The organism is Armatimonadota bacterium, assembly GCA_031081675.1.
GTDB lineage: Bacteria > Sysuimicrobiota > Sysuimicrobiia > Sysuimicrobiales > Kaftiobacteriaceae > Calidihabitans > Calidihabitans tengchongensis.
The window spans coordinates 83,511-104,812 of the sequence record JAVHLZ010000005.1 but is presented as its reverse complement, the minus strand read 5'-3'; the positions used below and the strand labels follow the sequence as shown (position 1 = coordinate 104,812).

Annotated in this window: 17 protein-coding genes; 16 read left to right on the top strand and 1 reads right to left on the bottom strand. The window is 73.0% G+C overall.

The window, feature by feature from the left end; all coding sequences use genetic code 11:
* Window positions 1-11: 11 nt before the first annotated feature.
* Window positions 12-1,346: a BMP family ABC transporter substrate-binding protein gene (locus RB150_03320; protein ID MDQ7819571.1), complete on the bottom strand. Its 1,335-nt coding sequence runs from the start codon at window positions 1,344-1,346 to the stop codon at window positions 12-14.
* A 194-nt stretch (window positions 1,347-1,540) separates the two neighbouring features.
* Here RB150_03320 and RB150_03315 point away from each other — a divergent pair, with 194 nt between their 5' ends.
* The 16 genes from RB150_03315 to selB all read left to right on the top strand — a co-directional run bounded on the left by RB150_03315 (window position 1,541) and on the right by selB (window position 21,277).
* Window positions 1,541-2,431: a PfkB family carbohydrate kinase gene (locus RB150_03315; GenBank protein MDQ7819570.1), complete on the top strand. Its 891-nt coding sequence runs from the start codon at window positions 1,541-1,543 to the stop codon at window positions 2,429-2,431.
* Window positions 2,406-3,320 (top strand): pseudouridine-5'-phosphate glycosidase, encoded by a 915-nt coding sequence (locus tag RB150_03310; protein ID MDQ7819569.1) that lies wholly within the window; start codon window positions 2,406-2,408, stop codon window positions 3,318-3,320. Before RB150_03315 ends, RB150_03310 begins: the two co-directional genes overlap by 26 nt.
* Window positions 3,321-3,346: 26 nt before the next feature.
* Window positions 3,347-4,159, top strand: coding sequence for a DUF4115 domain-containing protein (locus RB150_03305; protein ID MDQ7819568.1), 813 nt, complete (start codon window positions 3,347-3,349; stop codon window positions 4,157-4,159).
* 66 nt (window positions 4,160-4,225) lie between these two features.
* Window positions 4,226-5,464: a competence/damage-inducible protein A gene (locus tag RB150_03300; protein MDQ7819567.1), complete on the top strand. Its 1,239-nt coding sequence runs from the start codon at window positions 4,226-4,228 to the stop codon at window positions 5,462-5,464.
* Complete coding sequence (gene thpR, locus RB150_03295; protein MDQ7819566.1) at window positions 5,461-6,042, top strand: RNA 2',3'-cyclic phosphodiesterase; 582 nt, start codon at window positions 5,461-5,463, stop codon at window positions 6,040-6,042. Before RB150_03300 ends, thpR begins: the two co-directional genes overlap by 4 nt.
* 139 nt (window positions 6,043-6,181) lie before the next feature.
* A complete protein-coding gene (gene recA, locus RB150_03290; GenBank protein ID MDQ7819565.1) occupies window positions 6,182-7,234 on the top strand; it encodes a recombinase RecA in 1,053 nt (350 codons plus the stop codon).
* A 63-nt stretch (window positions 7,235-7,297) separates the two neighbouring features.
* Entirely contained in the window at window positions 7,298-7,897 is a 600-nt protein-coding gene (locus RB150_03285) for a regulatory protein RecX (GenBank protein MDQ7819564.1), read from the top strand.
* The gene (locus RB150_03280) at window positions 7,894-10,923 is read left to right on the top strand and encodes an ATP-dependent DNA helicase (protein ID MDQ7819563.1); all 3,030 of its coding nucleotides are present in this window, start codon (window positions 7,894-7,896) and stop codon (window positions 10,921-10,923) included. Before RB150_03285 ends, RB150_03280 begins: the two co-directional genes overlap by 4 nt.
* Entirely contained in the window at window positions 10,920-12,038 is a 1,119-nt protein-coding gene (locus RB150_03275) for a DNA repair exonuclease (protein ID MDQ7819562.1), read from the top strand. The genes RB150_03280 and RB150_03275 overlap by 4 nt, the downstream gene beginning before the upstream one ends.
* Complete coding sequence (locus RB150_03270; GenBank protein ID MDQ7819561.1) at window positions 12,035-14,242, top strand: AAA family ATPase; 2,208 nt, start codon at window positions 12,035-12,037, stop codon at window positions 14,240-14,242. The genes RB150_03275 and RB150_03270 overlap by 4 nt, the downstream gene beginning before the upstream one ends.
* Window positions 14,243-14,406: 164 nt before the next feature.
* Window positions 14,407-15,930 carry a ribonuclease Y gene (gene rny / locus RB150_03265; protein ID MDQ7819560.1) on the top strand — a complete coding sequence of 508 codons (1,524 nt, stop codon included), beginning with the start codon at window positions 14,407-14,409 and terminating at the stop codon, window positions 15,928-15,930.
* Window positions 15,931-16,012: 82 nt separating this feature from the next.
* Window positions 16,013-16,807: a TIGR00282 family metallophosphoesterase gene (locus RB150_03260; GenBank protein MDQ7819559.1), complete on the top strand. Its 795-nt coding sequence runs from the start codon at window positions 16,013-16,015 to the stop codon at window positions 16,805-16,807.
* A complete protein-coding gene (locus RB150_03255) occupies window positions 16,797-17,660 on the top strand; it encodes a PHP domain-containing protein (protein ID MDQ7819558.1) in 864 nt (287 codons plus the stop codon). Before RB150_03260 ends, RB150_03255 begins: the two co-directional genes overlap by 11 nt.
* A gap of 19 nt (window positions 17,661-17,679) precedes the next feature.
* Window positions 17,680-17,892, top strand: coding sequence for a hypothetical protein (locus RB150_03250; GenBank protein ID MDQ7819557.1), 213 nt, complete (start codon window positions 17,680-17,682; stop codon window positions 17,890-17,892).
* A gap of 53 nt (window positions 17,893-17,945) precedes the next feature.
* Window positions 17,946-19,346: an L-seryl-tRNA(Sec) selenium transferase gene (selA, locus tag RB150_03245; protein ID MDQ7819556.1), complete on the top strand. Its 1,401-nt coding sequence runs from the start codon at window positions 17,946-17,948 to the stop codon at window positions 19,344-19,346.
* Between the two features lie 8 nt (window positions 19,347-19,354).
* Window positions 19,355-21,277, top strand: coding sequence for a selenocysteine-specific translation elongation factor (gene selB / locus RB150_03240; protein ID MDQ7819555.1), 1,923 nt, complete (start codon window positions 19,355-19,357; stop codon window positions 21,275-21,277).
* Window positions 21,278-21,302: the final 25 nt, after the last annotated feature.

The window sequence follows — 21,302 nt, the reverse complement described above, 5'->3', positions numbered from 1 at the left end:
GCGCGGATCGATCAGGGAGCGCCCACCGGGAGGCCCGCCGCCGGCCGGAAGAGGGGGGCGGACCCCAGCTCGTTGCGCCACTTCTCGATGTCGGGCTTGGTGACGACCAGCGGCACAGTCACCTCGCCATTGCGGACCTTGCGCTCCAGTTCGGCCACCGCGTTCCAGATCCACGCCGGCTGGGCGTCCCGCATGGCTTTGACCCGGGCCCGGATCTGGTCGGGCGGCGCCGGCAGGACCTTCTTGCCGGTCAGCTTCTCCGCCCGCACGCCCATCTGCACGAACTCGTCCAGATCATCGAGGGTGCTGATCGAGATCCCTTCGGTCAGCTCCCCGGCCACCTTGGTCCCGATGCCCAGGGTCAGCACGCCGTTGGTCTGCTTGACCAGATCCCGGAACCGCCCGTCCCGGACGAACTTGGTGGCGTAGTACACGCCCCGGTCCACGCGCTTCATCATGCTGGCGATGACGAAGCCGGGGTTGATCCAGTCCTGGTTGGCGTCCACGCCGATCCAGAACGGCGGCCCCATGCGCAGCCCCTGGGCCCGGGCGATCTCCTGCACGGCCTGGTTGATGCCCAGCCCCAGGGGGCCGGCAATGTTGTAGACCGCCACCGCGTCCTTGGCGTACATGGCCTTGGCGGCGGCGTAGCCCTTGGGGATGTCGCTGAAGGTGCCGGTGTAGGTCCACAGGACGAAGTCCTTGTGGTACTTGAAGACCTTGTCCGGCTTGCCCTTCTGCAGCCACAGGGCGGCCCACCGGGCGCCCCACTTGTAGCCGATCTCAAACTTCCACAGGACGGGGATCTCGATGCCGAAGACCCCGCCGATGTGCGGCTTGTTGTACTGGGCCGCCAGCAGCGCGCCCAGGGCTCCCACCAGCGCGCTGCCCTTGTGTTCCTCGTAGACGATGTCCATCAGGTTGGGCAGCGGGTACTGGGCGGGGAACTTCTCCTTGACGATGGACTGGGCGAACGTATCAATCCCCACGAAGTTCTTCTGGGGGAAGCGCCGGGCCACCTGGGCCAGAGCGTCGCTGAGCAGGAAGCCCACCCCCACGATCAGCTGAACCTGGGGGTCCCGGGCGGCGGTGGTGAGGTTGGGCACGTAATCGGCTTCCACCTTGCTGACCAGCTCCACCATCTGGACGCCAAAGTCCCGCTCGGCGTCCTCGCCTCCCTTGAAGGCCATATCGTTGAAGGAGAGGTCCCCGCGACCTCCCACGTCGGACACCACGGCGATCTTGAACGTCCGGGGCGCCGCCTGGGCCGCCCGGGGCGGCAGGGCCTGGGCGACCAGCGACGCACCCGCGAGCAGGAGGAGCAACAGCCACAGTCGTGACCTCATCGCGTCGTCCCTCCCGTGGGCAGTCCGGATTGGGGCAGCGGAGCTGCACCACCTCCCCACTACGGCGCGGGGATGCCCAATACCTGCGAGGGCGGATGGCGGGGAAGTCCGGACACCGCGCCGAATGACCCACGACGATGGATCCCCGCCCGTCCCGCCCGGATAGCAACCGGCGGAAGGGACATCCGCCGGCCGTGGTGGTCGTGGGCGGGTGCAACGCCGACGTGGTGGCGGCGGCCGACCCGTTGCCCGCAGGCGTGAGCACGCCGGGCCGCGTGCGCCTGGGAGCGGGAGGCGCCGCACGCAACGTGGCCGAGAACCTGGCGCGGCTGGGCGTGCCGGTCCGGCTGGTGGCGGGGGTGGGATCGGACCCGCTGTCCGACCAGGTGGTCGCGGCTACAGCCCGCGCCGGCGTGGACGTTTCCGGGGTGGTGGCCGTGGACGCCCGGCCCAACGCCTACGTGGCGGTGATGTCGGGCGGACGGGTACTGTACGCGGTGTCGCAGATGGTGGCGGCGGAAGCCCTCACTCCGGAGCACCTGCGTCCCCAGGCAGCCGCGGTGCGCACCGCCCGCGTTCTGGTCGCCGATGCCAACCTGTCGCCGCCGACGCTGGCGGCCGCCGTGGAACTGCCGCGGCGGGGGATGTTGTGCCTGCTGGCGGTCTCCCCCGCCAAGGCCGGGCGGCTGCTCCCGCACCTGTCCCGGGCGGATGCGCTGGTCTGCAGCGCCCGCGAGGCGGCGGTCCTGGCCGGGACCGAGGACGCCGCCCGGGCGGCGGCGGTCCTGCGGGAGCGCGGACCCCGCACCGTGGTGGTGACGGTGGGAGAAGACGGCGTGATGTGGGCCGGACAGGATGTCCACCGCGCGCCCGCGCCGCCCGTGACCGTCGCCGACCCCACCGGGGCGGGAGACGCGGTGGCCGCGGTCGTCGTCTACGCGCTGCTGTCTGGCCTGCCCGAGCGCGAGGCGGCGGCCCTGGCCGCTGCCGCCGGCGCGGTGACGGTGACCGTGGAAGGCAGCACCCATCCCGAACTCAACCTGGCCGCCCTGCGCGCCCATGCCGGACTGGCCGCCTCCCCTTGACGTCTCGGCCGATGTGGACCGGGCCCTGGCCGCCGGGCAGCCGGTGGTGGCCCTGGAGTCCGCGGTGATCTCCCACGGCCTGCCGGGCGACCTGGCGCTGCACTCCGCCGCCCGGATGCACCAGGCGGTACGGGACGGCGGCGCCGTCCCCGCGGTGATCGCGGTGGTGGACGGCCGGATCCGCGTGGGCGCCTCCGGGGAGGACCTCGCCCGGCTGCTGCGCCCCGGGGTGATGAAGGTCGCCGCCCGGGATCTGCCGGTGGCGGTGGCCCGGGAAGCCTGCGGTGGCACTACCGTCTCCGCCACCGTGATCGTGGCCGAGCGCGTGGGCATCCAGGTGGTAAGCACCGGCGGCATCGGCGGAGTGCACCTGGGTGCCGAGCGCACCGGGGACATCTCGGCTGACCTGGGGGCTCTGGCCGCGCACCCGGTGGTGGTGGTCTGCTCCGGGGCCAAGGCCATCTGCGACGTGGCCCGGACCCTGGAGTACCTGGACACCGCCGGTGTCACGGTGGTGGCCTACCGCACCGACCGGTTCCCCTACTTCTACGCTCCGGACAGCGGCCTGCCGGCGCCGGCCCGCATCGACTCGCCCGCGCAGGCCGCGGCCATCTGGCGGGCCCACCGCGCGCTGGGACGGCGCAGCGCCCTGGTGGTGGCCCAGCCCGTGCCCGCCCAGGACGCCCTGACATCCGAGGAGGTGGAGCAGGCGGTCGCGGCGGCCGTCCGGAAGGCGGAGGCCGCGGGCGTCCGCGGGGGCGACCTCACGCCCTTTCTCCTGGCGGCGCTGGCCGAGCTGACCGGCGGGAGGTCGCTGCGGGCGAACCTGGCGCTTCTGCGGGCCAACGCGGCGCTGGCCGCCGAGATCGCCACAGCCCTCGCCGGCTGACCGCCGATCGAGCGGCGGAGGAGAGGGTGGCGGGCCGGTGGAAGAGGGAGACCGTGCCCGAACCCGCCCCGTCCCCCCGCAAGCCGCTGGGGATCGGCGAGCGCCTGCGCGCCGCGCGCGAGGCGCGGGGCCTCTCGCTGGCCGCCGCCTCCGCCCAGACCCGCATCCGCGCCGGCTACCTGCAGGCTCTGGAAGAGGAGCAGTTCGACCGCCTGCCCGGCAGAGCGTACGCCCGCGGGTACCTGCGGGCCTACGCCCGCGCGCTGGGGCTGGATCCCGACGACCTGCTGGCGGAGACCGCGCAGGTGCTCGGCGGGCCGGCGCCTCCCCTGATCGGGCCGGTGCAGGCGGAAGTCCCCATCCGCCCGGCCACGCGGCCCTCGCGGCTGCGGCGGATCCTCCTGACGGCCTCTGTCATCGTGCTGACCGTCGTGGGCGTCCTCGCATACATCGGCTACCAGCAGCTGCGCCAGTTCCAGACCCCGGTCCCCGCGGCGGTGGGAGAGCCGCCCCGGCCCGCGCCGGAGCCTGCCCCCCGGCCACCGGCGCCCGCGCCGGCCGCACCCGAGCCCGCGCCGGTCATCCGCCCGCCGTCGTCCGGCGTGGAGGTGACGGTGCAGGCCGTGGGCCTGTCGTGGCTGCGGGTCCTGGCCGACGGCCGGGAAGTCTTCACCGGCTTCCTGCGCGCGGGCGATCGTCGCACCTGGACCGGCGAGCGCAGCCTCACGGTCCGGGTGGGCAACGCGCCGGCGGTGACGGTCCTGGTGGACGGCCGGCCCGTCCGGCCTCCCTCCGGCCGGCGGGTGTGGGAGCAGACGTTCACCGCGGAGGGCAGGTAGGTGGCGGCTCAGTCGCCGTACTCTCTGATCCCGGGTCTCTGATCCCGGATTCCGCAGGACCGACAGATGCGCGCAGAGATCATCTCCGTCGGCACCGAGCTGCTGCTGGGCCAGATCGTGGACACCAATGCCGCCTACCTGGGGCAGCGTCTGGCCGAAGTGGGCGTGGACGTGCACTGCCGCCAGACGGTGGGGGACAACCCTGCCCGGATCCGGGAGGCGCTGCGGCTGGCCCTGAGCCGGGCCGACCTCGTCGTGATGACGGGCGGCCTGGGGCCCACCGAAGACGACCTGACCGTCGAGGCCGTGGCCGCCGCCCTGGGGCGGGAGCTGGTCCGCGATCCCGAGGTGGCCGAACACATCCGCCGCTTCTTCGCCTCGCGCGGGCGCACCCCGCCCGAGACGGTGTACAAGCAGGCCCTGGTGCCCCGCGGCGCCCAGGTGATCCCCAACGCCCGCGGCACGGCGCCGGGCATTCACCTCCAGGACGACGGGCGCGACATCGTCATCATGCCGGGCGTCCCCTACGAGATGCAGGGCATGGTCGAGTCCTACCTGCTGCCCCTGCTGCGCCAGCGCACCGGCGGGATCGTCATCCGCTCCCGGGTACTGCGGGTCACCGGGGAAGGGGAGTCGGCGGTCGAGGCCCGCATCAAGGACCTGCTGTCCGCCACCCAGCCCACCATCGCGCCCTACGCCAAGCTCGGCGAGGTGCACCTGCGGCTGACCGCCAAGGGCCGCCCCGAGGATGTGGCCGCAGCCCTGGACCGTGGAGAGGCGCTGGTCCGCGAGCGCCTGGGCGACCTGGTCTACGGCACCGACGACCAGACGCTGGAAGCGGTCACCGCGTCGCTGCTGACCGCGCGGGGGGTCACGGTGGCCGTGGCGGAGTCCTGCACCGGCGGCCTGGTGAGCCAGAGGCTGACGTCGGTCCCCGGCAGCTCGGCCTATTTTCTGCTGGGCGTCGTGGCTTACAGCAACGACGCCAAGGTCCGCGACCTCGGAGTCGACCCCGGGATGCTCCGCCGGCATGGCGCGGTCAGCGCCGAGGTGGCGGAGGCCATGGCCTCCGCCGTGCGCGCGCGGGCGGGGGCCACCCTGGGCGTGGGACTGACGGGCATCGCCGGCCCCACCGGGGGCACCCCCGACAAGCCCGTGGGGCTGGTGTTCCTGTCCCTGGCCCACCCGGAGGGCGTGGACACGCGCCGGTTGCAGCTGGGAGCGGAAGCGGGTAGGGAGGGCATCCGCTTTCTCGCCTCCCAGGCCGCCCTCAACGCCCTGCGGCTCCATCTGCTGCGCCGATGACCCCCCGCCACCGCATCTTCATCGCCGTGGAGCTGGACCCCGCGCTGCATGACGCGGTGGTGGCCGCCCAGCGGGCCCTGGAGGACGCCGGCGCCCGGATCAGGTGGGTGAAGCCTGCCAGCCTGCACTTCACGCTGCGCTTTCTGGGCGAGATCACCCCCGCCCAGGTCGCGCTGGCCAAGATTGCCACCCGGGAGGCGGCCCGGGGAGTCGCGCCGTTTGCCATCACCCTGCGCCGCCTGGGAGCGTTTCCCAGCCTGCAGCGTCCGCAGGTGGTGTGGGTGGGAGTCGAGGACGGGGCCGAGCACCTGGACGCGCTGGCACGCCGGCTGGACGAGCGCCTGGCCCGGTACCACTTTCCCCCCGAGGACCGCCGCTTCCGGCCCCATCTGACCCTGGCGCGGGTGAGGGACGCCCGCCAGTGGGGGGACGTGGTCAGGGCCCTCACCCGCTACAGGGACGTCGAGATCGGGACCCAGACCGTCAGGACGATCTGCGTCATGGAGAGCACCCTGACCCCCCAGGGGCCTGTATACACACGGCTTGAGGAGGTCAGCCTGGAGACCCACGAGAACTAGTAGACGAGGTCGGCCCGGGGTGGCTATTGACAAGCGAACAAACGTTTGGTAGACTGCGCGCGAACTCGGGATCAGTAATCTCATGCGACCCGCGTCCCGGCCAGGGCCGGACCCAGAGGCGCGGGCGGGAGGCCGGCAGATGAACGAGAAGCAGCGGGCGCTGGATCTGGCCCTCACCCAGATCGAAAAGCAGTTCGGCAAGGGCTCCATCATGCGGCTGGGGGAGGCCACCAGCCGCCTGGCCGTGGACGTGATCCCCACCGGGGCCCTGGCCCTGGACGTCGCCCTGGGCGTCGGCGGCGTCCCCCGAGGACGGGTCGTGGAGGTCTACGGGCCGGAGTCCTCCGGCAAGACCACGCTGGGCTATCACATCATGGCCGAGGCGCAGCGGGAGGGCGGCGTGGCCGCCTTCATCGACGCCGAGCACGCCATGGATCCCAACTACGCCCGGGCCGTGGGGGTGGACGTGGACAGCCTGCTGATCTCCCAGCCGGACTCGGGCGAGCAGGCGCTGGAGATCGCCGAGATGCTGGTCCGCAGCGGGGCGGTGGACGTCATCGTGGTGGACTCGGTGGCCGCCCTGGTGCCCAAGGCCGAGCTGGAAGGCGACATGGGCGACGCCCACGTGGGCCTGCAGGCCCGCCTGATGTCCCAGGCCCTGCGCAAGCTGGTCGGCGCCATCAGCCGCTCCCGCACCACGGTGGTCTTCATCAACCAGATCCGCGAGAAGATCGGCGTCATGTTCGGCAACCCCGAGACCACCACCGGCGGGCGCGCCCTGAAGTTCTACGCGTCGGTGCGCATGGAGATCCGGCGGACCGAGAACATCAAGGTGGGCGAAGAGATCCGGGGGATGCGGGCCCGGATCAAGGTGGTCAAGAACAAGCTGGCCCCGCCGTTCCGCGAGGCCGAGGTGGACATCATCTACGGGCAGGGCATCTCCCGCGCCGCCAGCATCCTGGACGTCGCTACCGCCCACGGCATCGTCCAGCGCACCGGCACGTGGTTCGCCTTCGGCGAGATGAAGCTGGGCCAGGGGCGGGACAACGCCCGCGACTTCCTGGAGGCCAACCCGGAGGTGGCGCGCGAGATCGAGCGGAGGGTGCGGGCGCAGCTGGGGCTGCTCAAGCCCGCCCCCGCCGAGGTCCGGGACGCGCCGCCGGCCCGGGAGCCGGCTAAAGGCCGCACCTAACCCGTCCGGAGGGCACCCGTGAGGGTCAGGCAGGTCCGTCCGCTCCGGGGCCGCGGAGGGTCCGTGCGCGTGGACCTGGACACCGGGGCGACGTTCCGGCTGCGGGCCGACGATGTCGCCGCCCTGGACCTGCACCCCGGGGTGGAGATCGACGACGCGCTCCTGCGGGCGGTGCGGGAGCGGTCCCTCCACCTGGCCGCCTCCGAGGCCGCCCGGCGCCTGCTGGCGGTGCGCCCCCGCAGCGAACGGGAGCTGCGCGAGCGGCTGCTCCGGCGGGGGCTGCCCGACCCCACCGTCAGCGCCGTGATCGGGGAACTGCGCGCGCGGGGGCTGGTAGACGACCGGCGGTTTGCCGACGCCTGGGTCCGCGATCGGCTGGCCCTGCGCCCCTCGGGCCGCGTGCGCCTCCGGTACGAGCTCGCCACCCGGGGGGTGGCCCGGGACGTGGTGGAGGCGGTCCTGGCCCAGGCTCTGCCCGCCGGGGATGAGCTGACGCTGGCGCGCCACGTCGCCTCCGCGCGCCTGCGGCGGTACCGGGGATTGCCCGCAGAGGTGGCATCCCGGCGCCTGGCCGGCGTGCTGCTGCGCCGGGGATTCGCCACGAGCATCGTCGCCCGGGTGCTGCGGGACCTGTTCGGCCGTGCCCTCGAGCCGTCGCCATGACCGATCCCCGCCTGGCCGACCCGCCGTCGTCTGGCCAGCTGACGCTGGCCCTGGGGGAGGAACGGCCGGCGGAGGGACCGGTCGAGCGGATCCTGGCCGACCTCAACGACGAGCAGCGGCGGGCGGTCACCCACGAGACCGGCCCCCTGCTGATCGTGGCCGGGGCCGGCACCGGCAAGACCCAGGTCATCACCCGCCGCATCGCCTGGCTCATCGCCACTCGCCGGGCGCGGCCGTCGGAGATCCTGGCCCTCACCTTCACCGACAAGGCCGCCGCCGAGATGGAAGAGCGCGTGGACGTCCTGGTCCCCTACGGGTACACCGACGTGTGGATCAGCACCTTTCACGCCTTCGGGGACCGGGTCCTGCGGGAGCACGCCCTGGCTCTGGGCCTGCGTCCGGACTTCCGGGTGCTGACCCGCGCCGAGCAGGTGGTCTTCCTCCGCCAGCACCTGTTCGACCTGCCCCTGGACGTCTACCGCCCTCTGGGCGATCCCACCCGGCACCTGGAGGCCCTGCTGACACTGTTCTCCCGCGCCAAGGATGAGGACGTCAGCCCCGCCGAATACCGCGCCTTCGCCGAACGGGTGGCCGCATCGGCCGCGGCGGCTCCGCACGACCGGGAGCTGCAGGACCTGGCCCGCCAGCAGATGGAACTGGCCCTGGCCTACCAGCGCTACCAGGAGCTGCTGGCCCGGGAAGGGCTGGTGGACTTCGGTGATCTGATCACCCTGACCCTCCGGCTGTTCCGCGAACATCCCGCCGTTCTGCGGGCCTTCCGGGAGCGGTTCCGCTACATCCTGGTGGACGAATTCCAGGACACCAACTACGCCCAGTTCCAGCTGGTGCGCCTGCTGGCCGACGGCGGCCCCCAGAACATCACGGTGGTGGGCGACGACGACCAGTCCATCTACAAGTTCCGGGGTGCCGCCATCAGCAACATCCTCACCTTCCTGGACACCTACCCCCACGCCACCCAGGTGGTCCTCACCACCAACTACCGCTCCACCCAGCCGATCCTGGACGCCGCCTACCGGCTCATCCAGCACAATAACCCCGACCGCCTGGAGGTCCGCCACCGGCTGGACAAGCGCCTGCGGGCGGTCCGCCCCGGGGGGACGCCTCCCCGCCACGTGCACCTGGATACCCTCAGCAGCGAGGCCGACTGGGTGGCCCGCCAGATCGCCAGCCAGGTGGAGGCGGGAACCTGGCGGTACCGGGACGTCGCCATCCTGGTGCGCAGCAACGCCGACGCCGACCCGTTCTTGCGGGCGCTGAACATGCGGGGCATCCCGTACCGGTTCACCGGCAGCCGGGGGTTGTATGCCCGGGAGGAGATCCGCCTGGCGCTGGCCTTCCTGCGGGTCCTGGCCCGCCCGCAGGACAACCTCAGCCTGTTCTACCTGGGCGTGTCCCCCCTGTACCTGGTGGACGCCACCGACATGGCCCGGGCACTCAGCTACGCCGACCGCAAGAACCGGACCCTGGAGCACGTCTTCCGCCACCTGGACGCCGCCCCCGAGCTGGCCGAGGAACTCTCCCTGGAAAGCCGCGCCGCCATCGCCAAGCTGCTTGAGGACCTGGACGCGATGCGCCGGATGATGGTCGACCACCCCACCGGACGCGTCCTGTATGAATACCTGGTCAACCGCACCGGCTACATCCGGCGGCTGGCCGCCAGCGGCCTGCCCGACGACGAGGTCCGGGTAGCCAACCTGGCGCGCTTTTTCGACCTGGTGGCCCGCTACGGGGAGATCGCCGCCTACGACCGGGTGCCGGAGTTCGTCCAGCACATGGATGACCTCATCGAGGCCGGCGACGATCCCGCCGTGGCCGAGGCCGACCTGGACCAGGACGCGGTCAACGTCCTGACGGTGCACAAGGCCAAGGGGCTGGAGTTCCCGGTGGTGTTCCTGGTCAGCTGCGTGGCCGACCGCTTCCCCACCCGCCACCGGGGCGAGCCCATCCCGCTGCCCGACGCGCTGGTCAAGGATATCCTGCCTTCCGGCGACGCCCACCTGCAGGAGGAGCGGCGGCTGTTCTACGTCGGGATGACCCGCGCCCAGCGGGAACTGTTCCTGACCAGCGCCCGGGACTACGGCGGGGCGCGGCCCCGCAAGGTCAGCCGGTTCGTCCTGGAGGCTCTGGACCTGCCCCGGCCGGAGGGGGCGGCAATGACGGCCTCCCCCGCAGAGGCCATCCACCGCCACGCTCCGCCGGCGGCGGGCCAGCAGTCCCTGGAAGGAGTCCTTCCGCCCGACCAGCCGCTGCTGCTGTCCTACCGGCAGGTGGATGACTACGAACTGTGCCCCCTGAAGTACAAGTACACCCACATCCTGCGGGTGCCGCTGCTCCGCGATCACCGGGTGGTCTACGGCTCAGCCATCCACGAGGCGATCCGCGAGTATCACCGGCGCCGGGCGCGCCGCCAGCCGGTGACCCTGGAGGACGTGCTGGCCCACTTCGAGCGGGCGTGGGTCAGCGAGGGCTTCATCAGCCGCGAGCACGAGGATCAGCGCCTGGCCGAAGGGAAAGAGGTACTGACCCGCTTTGTGGAGTTCCAGGAGGCCTCCGGCCACGTCCCCACGTTCGTGGAAGCGCCGTTCTCTTTCCAGGTGGGGTTGACCCGCGTCAAGGGGCGATGGGACCGGGTGGACCTGCGCGGGGACGAGGTGGTGTTGATTGACTTCAAAACCTCGGACGTGCGCGCCCAGAAGGACGCCGACCGCCGGGCCCGGGAGAGCCTGCAGCTGGCCATCTACGCCCTGGCCTACCGGGAGGTCTACGGGATCCTGCCGACCCGCCTGGAACTGCACTTCCTCGGTCCCCGGGGTGTCCTGGTGGGGACGACCGTCCCCGACCAGGATCTGATGGCCCGCACCGCCGAGGTCATCGAGCGGGTGGCCGCCGGCATCCGCGCAGGCCGCTTCGGGGCCACGCCCGACTACTACCAGGCATGCCGGTACTGCGCGTTTGCCTCCATCTGCCCGTACACCGCCTCGGGCGATCCGGAGCTGGACGAATGATCCGCCTGCTGCATCTCGCCGACGTGCACCTGGGACGGGCGTTCGCCGCCCTGGGAACCCAGGGGGCGTCGCAGCGGCGGGCCCTGGCGCAGGCCCTCGAGCGCGCGGTCGATCTGGCCCTGGCCGACCAGGTGCACCTGGTGCTGGTCGCCGGCGACCTGTTCGACAGTCCACGCCCCGCGCCCGCCACCGTGGACGAGGTGGTCCGGCAGTTCCGGCGGCTGATCGAACGGGGCATCGGGGTGGCGGTCGCGGGCGGCAACCACGACGTCGGCGCCGACGGCCGCATCGGCGCCGCCGACCGCCTGGGCGCGCTGGGGCCGCGCGTGATGGTCTTCGGGCGGGAGGTGCAGACCCATGTCCTGCCCGAGCTGGACGTGACCGTGGTGGGCCGGTCCGCCGATCCCGGCCGGTCCGACAGCCCCCTCAGGGGCTGGCCGCGTCAGCGGACGACCCGGGTCGCCGTCGGGGTCACCCACGGGTCTGTCTTCCGGCCCGGACAGGTGGAAACCCCCGGCGTCATCCACCCCCTGGAGATCCGCGAGCTGGGTCTGGACTACCTGGCGCTGGGGGACTGGCACTCCGCCCAGGAAGTGGTGGGCCCGCCCACGGCGGCATGGTACTCCGGGGCCCCCGAGCTGCTGGCGGTCGACCAGGAAGGGCCCGGCTGCGTCCTGCGGGTGGACATCGCGGCTCCCGGGCAGGCCGCGGTCCGGCCGGTGCCGGTGGGCCGCCGGCGGTACCGGCGGGTGGTCATCGACCTGTCGGACGCCGACGACGCCGCCGTGCGCGCCCGGCTGGACGCCGCCGCCGACGCCGATACCGTGTGCGACGTGGTCCTCACCGGCCTGGTGCCGGTGCACCGGGTGGTGGACCCCGCCGCCTGGGAGCGCGAGTACGCCGACCGGTTCTTCCGGCTGCGGGTGCGGTGGCGCGCCCAGATCCAGCTCGCCGACGAGGAGCTGGACGCCCTGCCTGCCGACAGCGTCCTGGGGCGGTTCGTGCGGGTGATGCGGGACCGCCTCGCCGCCGCCGACGACGCGCAGCGGCCCATCCTCGAGGAAGCGCTGCAGGTGGGGGTGGCCCTGCTGCAGGGCCGGGAGGTACTGGCGTGATCCTCCGCCGCCTGCGCGCCCGACGTTTTCTGGGGCTGCCCGAGGAGCCTTTTGAGTTTGCCCGCGGCGTCACCGTGGTGGTGGGCCCCAACGAGGCGGGCAAGTCCTCCCTGCGGGCGGCGATCCACACGGCCCTGTTCGGCAATCCCGCCACCACCTCGGCCCAGGAGCGTGACCGGTACCGCGCCTGGGGAGCGGGCGACCCCCCGGTCCTGGAACTGGACCTGGAGATCGACGGCCGCCACTACACCCTGATCAAGGACTTCGCCCAGCGTCGCACCCTCTTGCGGGACGACGCCGGGCGGACCTGGGAGCAGCACAAGAGCGTGCAGGAGCGGCTGGTGGCCCAGCTGGGCCTGGCCTCCGACAAGGTGTTCGACGCCACCGCCCACGTGGCCCAGGCCGAGCTGGAGCGGATCCACATCACCAGCATCGCCCGGGAACTGGGGCGGATCGTCGGCGGGGGAGGCGAAGACGTGGCCACCGCCATCCGCCGCCTGGAACAGCACCTGCGGGCCTTGGAGCGGGGCGTCCGCGCCCCCGCCCGGGAGCCGGGAGAGCTCCGTCGCTGGGAGATCCGGGTGGACGATCTGCAGGACCGGGTGGCGCGGCTGCGCGACAGCGCCGCGGCGGCGGCGCGGCTGCAGGCGGACCTGCAGGAGCTCCGCAGACGGCTGACCGCGGTGGCGGAGGACCTGGCCCGCAAGCGCGCGCTGCTCGAGATCAACCGCCAGATCGTGGCGTGGCAGCAGCAGCTGGAGGGCCTGCGCCGCGAGGAGGCCATGCTGGAAGAGCAGGTGCGGGCCATCGAGGACACGCTGACCCGCCTCGCCGCCGTGGATGGTGAACTGGAAGCCGCCACCGCTGGCGGCTTGCCCGCGCCCGACGTCGTCGCGGCCGCCCGCAAACTCTCCGAGCGCGCCGCCATTCTGGAGATGGAGGCGGGCATGCTGCGGCGGGAGATCGAGCGCGCGGCCGACGATGAGCCGGCCCGGGAAGCGCGCCTCTGGCGCATCGCGCTGGGCGCCGGGGCGGTCCTGGCCGCCGCCGGCGCCGCGGCGGCGGTGGCGGGTCTGGCCCGCCCGCTGGCCGCGGCGGCCGCCGCCGGCGTGGGAGTCGCGGCCCTGCTGCTGGGATCCTGGAAGCTGGCGCGGTCCGCGCGCGAACGCCAGCGGGCGGAGATCCGCCGGCAGGAGCGGGAACGGCGCCTGCTGGACCTGGACCGCGCCCTGCGGGACGCCCGGGCCGAGCTGGCGGCGCGTCTGCAGCAGGTGGGGTGCGCCACCGTCCAGGAAGCGGAACAGCGGGCCCAGCGCTACCGCGACCTGGTCACGACCCGCGCCCAGCTGGTCCAGTTCCTGCAGGAGCTGCGGGCCGGGCGGACCGACGAGGAGATCACTGCCCGATGGGCCACGGTGCGCCGGGACGCCTTCGCCCTGCAGGAGCAGCTGCGCTCCCCCGACGTCGTGTCCCGGCGGCTGACCCCCCTGGAACTGACGTCCCTGGAGCAGGAGGTGCGCCGGCTGGAACAGGCCGCGGCGGAGATGCAGGACGCCGAACGCCGCCTGCTGGTCGAGCTGGAACGCCATGCGGTGGAATCCGACGCCCTGGCCGCGGCGGAAGAGGAGCTGGCCGAGGCCCGGGACTGCCTGGAGCGTCTGCGCCACCGCCACGCGGTATACACCGCGGCGCTGGAGGGCCTGATGGATGCGCGCCGCCAGGCCCAGGTCCCCCTGCGGGAGGTCATGGAGCGCCAGGCCGGAGAGTACCTGCGCGTGCTGTCCGGAGGGCGCTACGACCGCCTGGCCGTGGACCAGGACACGCTGACCCTGTCCGTGTGGTCCCCCGACGCCGGCGGGTGGGTGGAGGCCCGGGAGCCCGCCCTCAGCCGGGGGACGGTGGACCTGGTCTACCTGGCCGCCCGACTGGCCCTGGTGGACGTGCTGGCGGGGGGACGGCGGCCGCCACTGCTGTTTGATGATCCCTTCATCACGTTCGACGAAGAGCGCCGGGCGCTGGCGGCGCGGCTGCTGCGCACCCTGGCCGCCTCCTACCAGGTCGTCCTGTTCACCTGTACGCGGCACTTCGACGCGGTGGCCGACCGCCTGCTGGTCCTGCCTCCTCGGTCGGGGGCGGCTGCCCCCGCGGCCGAGCCGGCCCCGGCGGCGGTGGGTCCCCTGTGGGAGCAGCCTCTGGACGGGTAGCGGCGCCCCTCGGGCGAGGCAAGCCCGCGAATTGACACCCTTTTTTGCGCGGGGCTACAATAACCTGTACGGCAGTGCGCTAGACATCGCCCAACGAGGTGAGAGGCGCGCGCGACGTACATCGACAATCCCAGAGGAGGTGACCCGCCATCGCATCGTCCCCCGTGCTGTACATCGCTCTGGCGGGGTTCGTGGGGTTCCTCCTGGGATATCTGCTGCGCAGGTACGTCGCCGAGGCGCGGATTCGATCGGCCGAAGAGGCCGCCCGTCGGATCATCGAGCAGGCCAGCAAAGAGGCCGAGGCGAAGAAGCGGGAGGTTATCGTTGAGGCCAAGGACGAGGCGTTCCGCATCAAGCGCGAGGCGGAGCGCGAGATCCGCGAGCAGCGGGCCGAGCTTCAGCGTCTTGAGCGACGGCTGGAACAGCGCGAAGAATCCCTGGAGCGGAAGTCGGAGGCCCTCGAACAGCAGCAGAAGGCACTTGCCGCCCGAGAGCAGGAGATCGCCCGGGCCCGCGAGGAAGCGGCGGCGCTGCTGGCCCGCCACCAGCAGGAGCTGGAGCGCCTGTCGGGCCTGACGGCCGACCAGGCGCGGGAGCAGTTGCTGCGCCAGGTGGAGGAGCAGGCGCGCTCCGACGCCCTCAAGATCATCAAGAAGATCGAGACCGAAGCCCGGGAGGAGGCGGACCGGCGCGCCCGGGAGATCATCGCCCTGGCCATCCAGCGGTGCGCCGCCGACCACACGGCAGAGGTGACCGTGTCGGTGGTGCCGCTGCCCAACGATGACCTCAAGGGGCGCATCATCGGCCGGGAGGGGCGGAACATCCGCACCCTGGAAGGGCTGACGGGCGTCGACTTCATCATCGACGACACCCCCGAGGCGGTGACCCTCTCGTCCTTCGACCCGATCCGCCGCGAGATCGCCAAGATCGCCCTGGAGAAGCTCATCGCCGACGGCCGGATCCACCCCGCCCGTATCGAGGAGGTGGTGGAGAAGTCCCAGCGGGAGCTGGACCAGCGGATCCGGGAGGAGGGGGAGCGGGCCGCCTTTGAGGCGGGAGTGCACGGCCTGCACCCGGAGGAGATCAAACTGCTGGGCCGCCTGCGGTTCCGATACTCCTACGGCCAGAACCTGCTCCAGCACTCCGTGGAGGTGGCGCTGCTGGCCGGGCTGATGGCCGACCTGCTGGGCGCCAACGCCCAGCTGGCCCGACGCGCCGGGCTGCTGCACGACATCGGCAAGGCCCTCACCCACGAGGTGGAGGGGACCCACAGCGCCATCGGCGTGGACATCTGCCGGCGCTACCACGAGCCCCCGGAGGTCCTCAACGCCATCAGCTACCACCACGGCGACGAGGAAGCCCGCTGCCTGGAGGCCATCCTGGTGGCCGCCGCCGACGCCATCTCGGCCAGCCGGCCCGGGGCCCGCAAGGAAACCGCCGAGATGTACGTCAAGCGTCTGGAGAGCCTGGAGCGCATCGCTGCCTCCTTCCCGGGGGTGGACAAGGCCTATGCCATCCAGGCCGGCCGCGAGGTGCGGGTGATCGTGCGCCCCAACGAGGTGGACGACCTGGGCGCCCAGGCGCTGGCGCGGGACGTGGCCCGGAAAATCGAGGAGGAGATGGAGTATCCGGGCCAGATCAAGGTGACCGTGCTGCGGGAAACGCGCGTGGTGGAGTACGCGCGCTGATGGGGTCCGGCGCCGGGATCGGGGATCGGGGATGGGGGGTCAGGCGCACGCGCCTGATCCCCCGTCCCTGACGTCTCGCGCGATGCGCATCCTCTTCGTGGGAGACGTCCACGGCCGCCCGGGGCGGCGGATTCTGGCGGCCCGGCTGCCCGCGCTGCGCCGCCAGCACGGCGCGGACCTGGTCATCGCCAACGGCGAGAATGCCGCGGGCGGCAGCGGGATCAACGCCGCGGTGGCCGACGAGCTGTTCGCCGCCGGCGTGGACGTCATCACCGGCGGCAATCACACCTGGCAGATCCGGGAGGCCTACGAGCTGCTGGACAGCGACCCCCGCATCCTGCGCCCCGCCAACTACCCTCCGGGAGTGCCCGGGCGGGGAAGCGCGCTGGTCGGGACGCGCGCGGGGCGGGCGGTGGGGGTGGTCAACCTGATGGGCCGGGTGTTCATGGGCGAGCTGGACGACCCCTTCCGCGTCGCCCGGGCCGAGGTGGACCGCCTGCGGGAGCGCACCCCCGTCATCGTGGTGGACTTCCACGCCGAGGCCACCAGCGAAAAACAGGCCCTGGCCTGGTACCTGGACGGGCAGGTCAGCGCCGTCCTGGGGACCCACACCCACGTCCAGACCGCCGACGAGAGGATCCTGCCGGGAGGCACGGCCTACATCACCGACGTGGGCATGACCGGACCTCGGGATGGCATCATCGGCATGGACCGGTCGCGGATCCTGGAACGATTCCTCACCCAGCTGCCGGTGCGCTTCGAGGTGGCCGGAGGCCCCGCCCAGCTCAACGCGGTGGCGGTGGAGGTGGACGAGGCCACGGGGCGGGCGCGGCAGATCCTCCGGGTGGCCGAGGTGGAGTCCGGCGATGCGGATTGACCTGCACACCCACACCACCGCCTCCGACGGACTGCTCCCTCCCGCCGACCTGGTGGCCCTGGCCCGGCAGCACGGGGTCGAGGTGCTGGCGGTGGCCGACCACGACACCACCGATGGCGTGGATCCCGCCCGCGCGGCCGGTGCCCGTCTGGGGGTGGAGGTCATTCCGGCGGTGGAGATCAACACCGACACCGACGCCGGCGACGTCCACGTCCTGGGGTACTTTGTGCACCACCACGAGGCGTGGTTCCAGGAGTTCCTCCGCCGCCTCCGCGACGGCCGGGAGCGGCGGGCGGAGCGCATGGTGGAGAAGCTCCACGCCCTGGGCATCCCGCTGGACTTCGCCCGGGTGCGGGCGCTCGCCGGCGGGGCCGTCGGCCGCCCCCATGTGGCGCGGGCGCTGGTGGAAGCCGGCGTGGTGGCCACCACCGAGGAGGCGTTCCAGAAGTACATCGGCCGGTCCGGTCCGGCCTACGTGGAGCGGGTGTCGGTCAGCCCCCAGGAGGCGGTCCGGGTCGTCCGCCGGGCCGGCGGCATCCCCGTCCTCGCCCACCCGGGCTGGGGCGTGGGCGACGACCTCATCCGGACCCTGGCGCGGGAGGGGCTGGAAGGGCTGGAGGTGTACTACCCCGACCACACACCCGCGATGGTGGAGCACTACCTCGCCCTGGCGGCGGAGCTGGGGCTGCTGGTCACCGGAGGGACGGACTTTCACGGAGGGGATCTGGCCACCCGCACCCCGCCCGGCAGCCAGTACGTGCCCCGGGAGGCGGTGGAGAGGCTGCGGGAGCGCGCCCGGGGTCGGCTGCCGGCTGGCCCGCCGCCGGCGGAAGCGGAGGAAGCCGGCCCCTGAGGTCGGAGGAGGAAGATCCGTGAAGTGTGCCCACTGCGGTACGGACAACCCGCCCGGCAAGATCGTCTGCCGGAACTGCGGCAGGCGCCTGCGGTCCGCCGGCCCCGCCGGACCCAGCCCGCTCACCGACGAGGAGCTGATGGCCCGGGTGCGGTCCGACGTGCGCCGCCTGGTGATCGTCACCGCCGTCGTCCTGGCGGTCGGGGCAGCCCTGGGCGCGCTGATCCGGTAGGTGGGTCCGTCAGGGAGCGGGCAGCCCGGCAGGGCTCTCGGGGGCGAACCGTGATGCCGGACCTGCGCCAGATCCCCTCGGTCGAACGCCTGGTCCAGGAGGTGGAGCGGACAGCCGGCGGGAGGCTTCCGCGGGCGGTGGTGGTATCCTGCGCCCGGGACGTGGTCGAAGACATCCGCGCCCGCGCCCGGCGGGGGGAACCGGTGGACATGAGCCTGCCCGCGCTGGCCGCCGAGGTGCAGGCGCAGGCGGCGCGGCGGACGGCCCTCACCCTGAGGCGGGCCGTGAACGCCACGGGGGTGATCCTCCACACGAACCTGGGCCGGGCGCCCCTGCCGGAGGCCGCGCGGGCCGCCGTCCTGGAGGTCCTGTCCGGCTACAGCACCCTGGAGGTCGACCCCGACAGCGGCGGCCGGGGCAGCCGGCATTACCACGTGGAGCCCCTGCTGCGCGACCTGACCGGCGCCGAGGCCGCCCTGGCCGTCAACAACAACGCGGCGGCGGTCCTGCTGGCCCTGACCGCGCTGGCTGCCGGCCGGCACGTCATCGTCTCCCGGGGCGAGCTGGTGGAAATCGGCGGATCGTTCCGCATGCCCGACGTGATGGCCCAGAGCGGCGCCGTCCTGGTGGAGGTGGGAACCACCAACCGGACCTACCTGCGGGACTACGAGCGGGCGCTGACACCCCAGACGGCGCTGTTGCTGAAGGTCCACCGCAGCAACTTCGCCCTGACGGGGTTCGTGCACGACGTGCCCGCCTCCGACCTGGTGGCGCTGGGCCGGCGGGTGGGGGTACCGGTGATGTACGACCTGGGCAGCGGCTGCCTGGTACAACTGCGGGAGCGCGGCCTGCCCGCCGAGCCCACCGTCCAGGAGGCGGTGGCTGCGGGGTGCGATGTGGTCACCTTCAGCGGCGACAAGCTGCTGGGCGGGCCCCAGGCCGGGGTGATCGTGGGGCGCGCCCGCTGGCTGGAGGCGATCCGTTCCCACCCCCTGGCCCGGGCCGTGCGGATGGACAAACTGGACTACGCCGCGCTGGCCGCCACCCTCGCGCTCTACCGCGATCCCGCCACCGTCTGGGAGCAGGTGCCGGTGCTGCGGATGCTGGCGCAGTCCCCGGAGGCGCTGCGCGCGCGGGCGGAGCGGCTGCGGAAGGCGGCGGCGGCGGTCCTGCCCCCCGGATGGCGGGCCGACGTCCGGGCCTCCACCTCCGCCGTGGGCGGGGGTGCGCTGCCCGGTGCGGATCTGCCGTCGTACGCTCTGGTGGTGCGCGGCCCCCTGCCGGCGGACACCCTGGACCGGGTCCTGCGGGACCACGAGCCGCCGGTGTACGGCCGCATCGAAGCCGACGCCGTGCTGCTGGACGTGCGGACGCTGCTGCCCGACGAGGACGACGTGGTGCTGGACGCCCTGGCGGCCGCCGCCCGCGCTGCCCGCACCGCGTCCGGAGGGTGATCCCGGCCATGCGCCGGCTGTACGTGGCCGGCACGGCCGGCCACATCGACCACGGCAAGAGCGCCCTCGTCCGGGCGCTCACCGGTACCGACCCCGACCGCCTGGAAGAGGAGAAGCGGCGGGGGATGACCATCGACCTGGGGTTCGCCCACCTGGACCTGCCCAGCGGGCGCCGTGTGGGCATCGTGGACGTCCCCGGCCACGAGCGGCTGATCCGGACCATGGTGGCCGGAGCCACCGGCATCGACGTGGTCCTGCTGGTGGTCGCCGCAGACGAAGGCGTGATGCCCCAGACCCGGGAGCACCTGGACATCCTGCGCTTCCTGCCGGTGCGCCGCGGCGTGGTGGTGCTGACCAAGGTGGACCTGGTCTCCGACCCGGCCTGGCTGCAGCTGGTCGCCGACGATGTCCGGGCCCTGGTCCGCGGGACGTTCCTGGAGGGCGCGCCGGTGGTCAGCGTCTCCTCCCGCACCGGGCAGGGCATTGCCGACCTGATCCGCACCCTGGATGTCCTGCTGGATGAGGTGCCCGAGCGGCCTGCCGATGCGCCGGCGCGGCTGCCCATCGACCGGGCGTTCGTCATGCCGGGGTTCGGGACCGTGGTGACGGGCACCCTGTGGAGCGGCCGCATCGTCCCCGGAGACGTCCTGGAGCTGCTGCCCGCCGGCCTGCCGGTGCGGGTGCGGGGCGTGCAGTCCCACGGGGTGCCCGTGCCCGCCGGGGTGGCGGGGTCGCGGGTAGCCGTCAACCTGTCGGGGGTCGAGGCCGACCAGGTCGAGCGCGGCCACGTCCTGGCGTCTGTCGGCGTGTTCCGTCCCACCACGCTGGTGGACGCCCGGGTGCGCCTGCTGCCCGCAGCGTCTCCCCTGCCTCATATGGCCCGCATCCGGATGTACGTGGGCGCCGACGAGGCCATCGGCCGCCTGCGGCTGCTGGACCGGCCGCACCTGGAGCCCGGACAGGAGGCAGTCGCCCAGATCCAGCTGGAGTCCCCGGTGGTGGTGGCCGACGGCGACCCCTTCGTGCTGCGGCGATACTCCCCTCTGGCCACCCTGGGAGGCGGGGAGATTCTGGGAGCCCACCCGCCTCGCCGGCGGCGGGGAGCGGCCAGCGTGGCGGCCATCGAACAGGCGGCATCTGCGGGACTGGACGGGAAGGTGGAAGCCGCCGTGGCGGCGAGCGGGCCGGCCGGGACGACCCCGGAGGACCTCGCCCGGGCCCTGACGGCGTCCCGGTCGCAGGTGGAGGAGGCTACGGCGTCCCTGCAGGCCGCCGGGAGCCTGCTGATGATCCGGGGGCGGCTGTTCCACCGGGAGGCCGTGCGCTCGACATCCGACAGGATCCTGCAGGCGCTGGAGGCCTTCCACCGCGCGCACCCCTGGCGCGCCGGTATGCCCAAAGACGAGTTGAAGACCGTGGCCTTCCCCTCCGGGGACGACCGCCTCTATGCGCACGTTCTGGCGGACCTGGCGACGTCGGAACAGGTCCAGGAGATCGGGGGACTGGTCCGGCGCGCAGAGTTCAGGCCGGCCGTGTCGGCGGAGGAGGCAGCCGTGCGCGGCCGCATCGAGGCGGCGCTGCTCCGGGAGCGGTTTGCGCCGCCCGGCAGGGACGAGCTGGCCCGGGAGGTCGGCGGCGGCTCTGTGTTCGAGCGGATGCTCCAGGCCCTGCGGGATGAGGGCGTCGTGGTGGAGGTGGCTCCGGGGATGCACTTTCACCGCCAGGCCCTGGAGGAGATCCGGGCCATCGTGGCCGACGAGGTGTCGAAGTCGGGCAGCGTGACCGTGGCCTCCCTGCGGGACCGCCTGCAGACCAGCCGGAAGTACGCGCTGGCCGTCCTGGAGTACTTCGACACCATCCGCGTCACCCGGCGGCTGGGAGACGCCCGGGTCCTGCTGGACCGCGCGCCGGCGTCGGGCGGCCGCCCCTGACGGACCGTCCGTGAGGGGCTCCGCG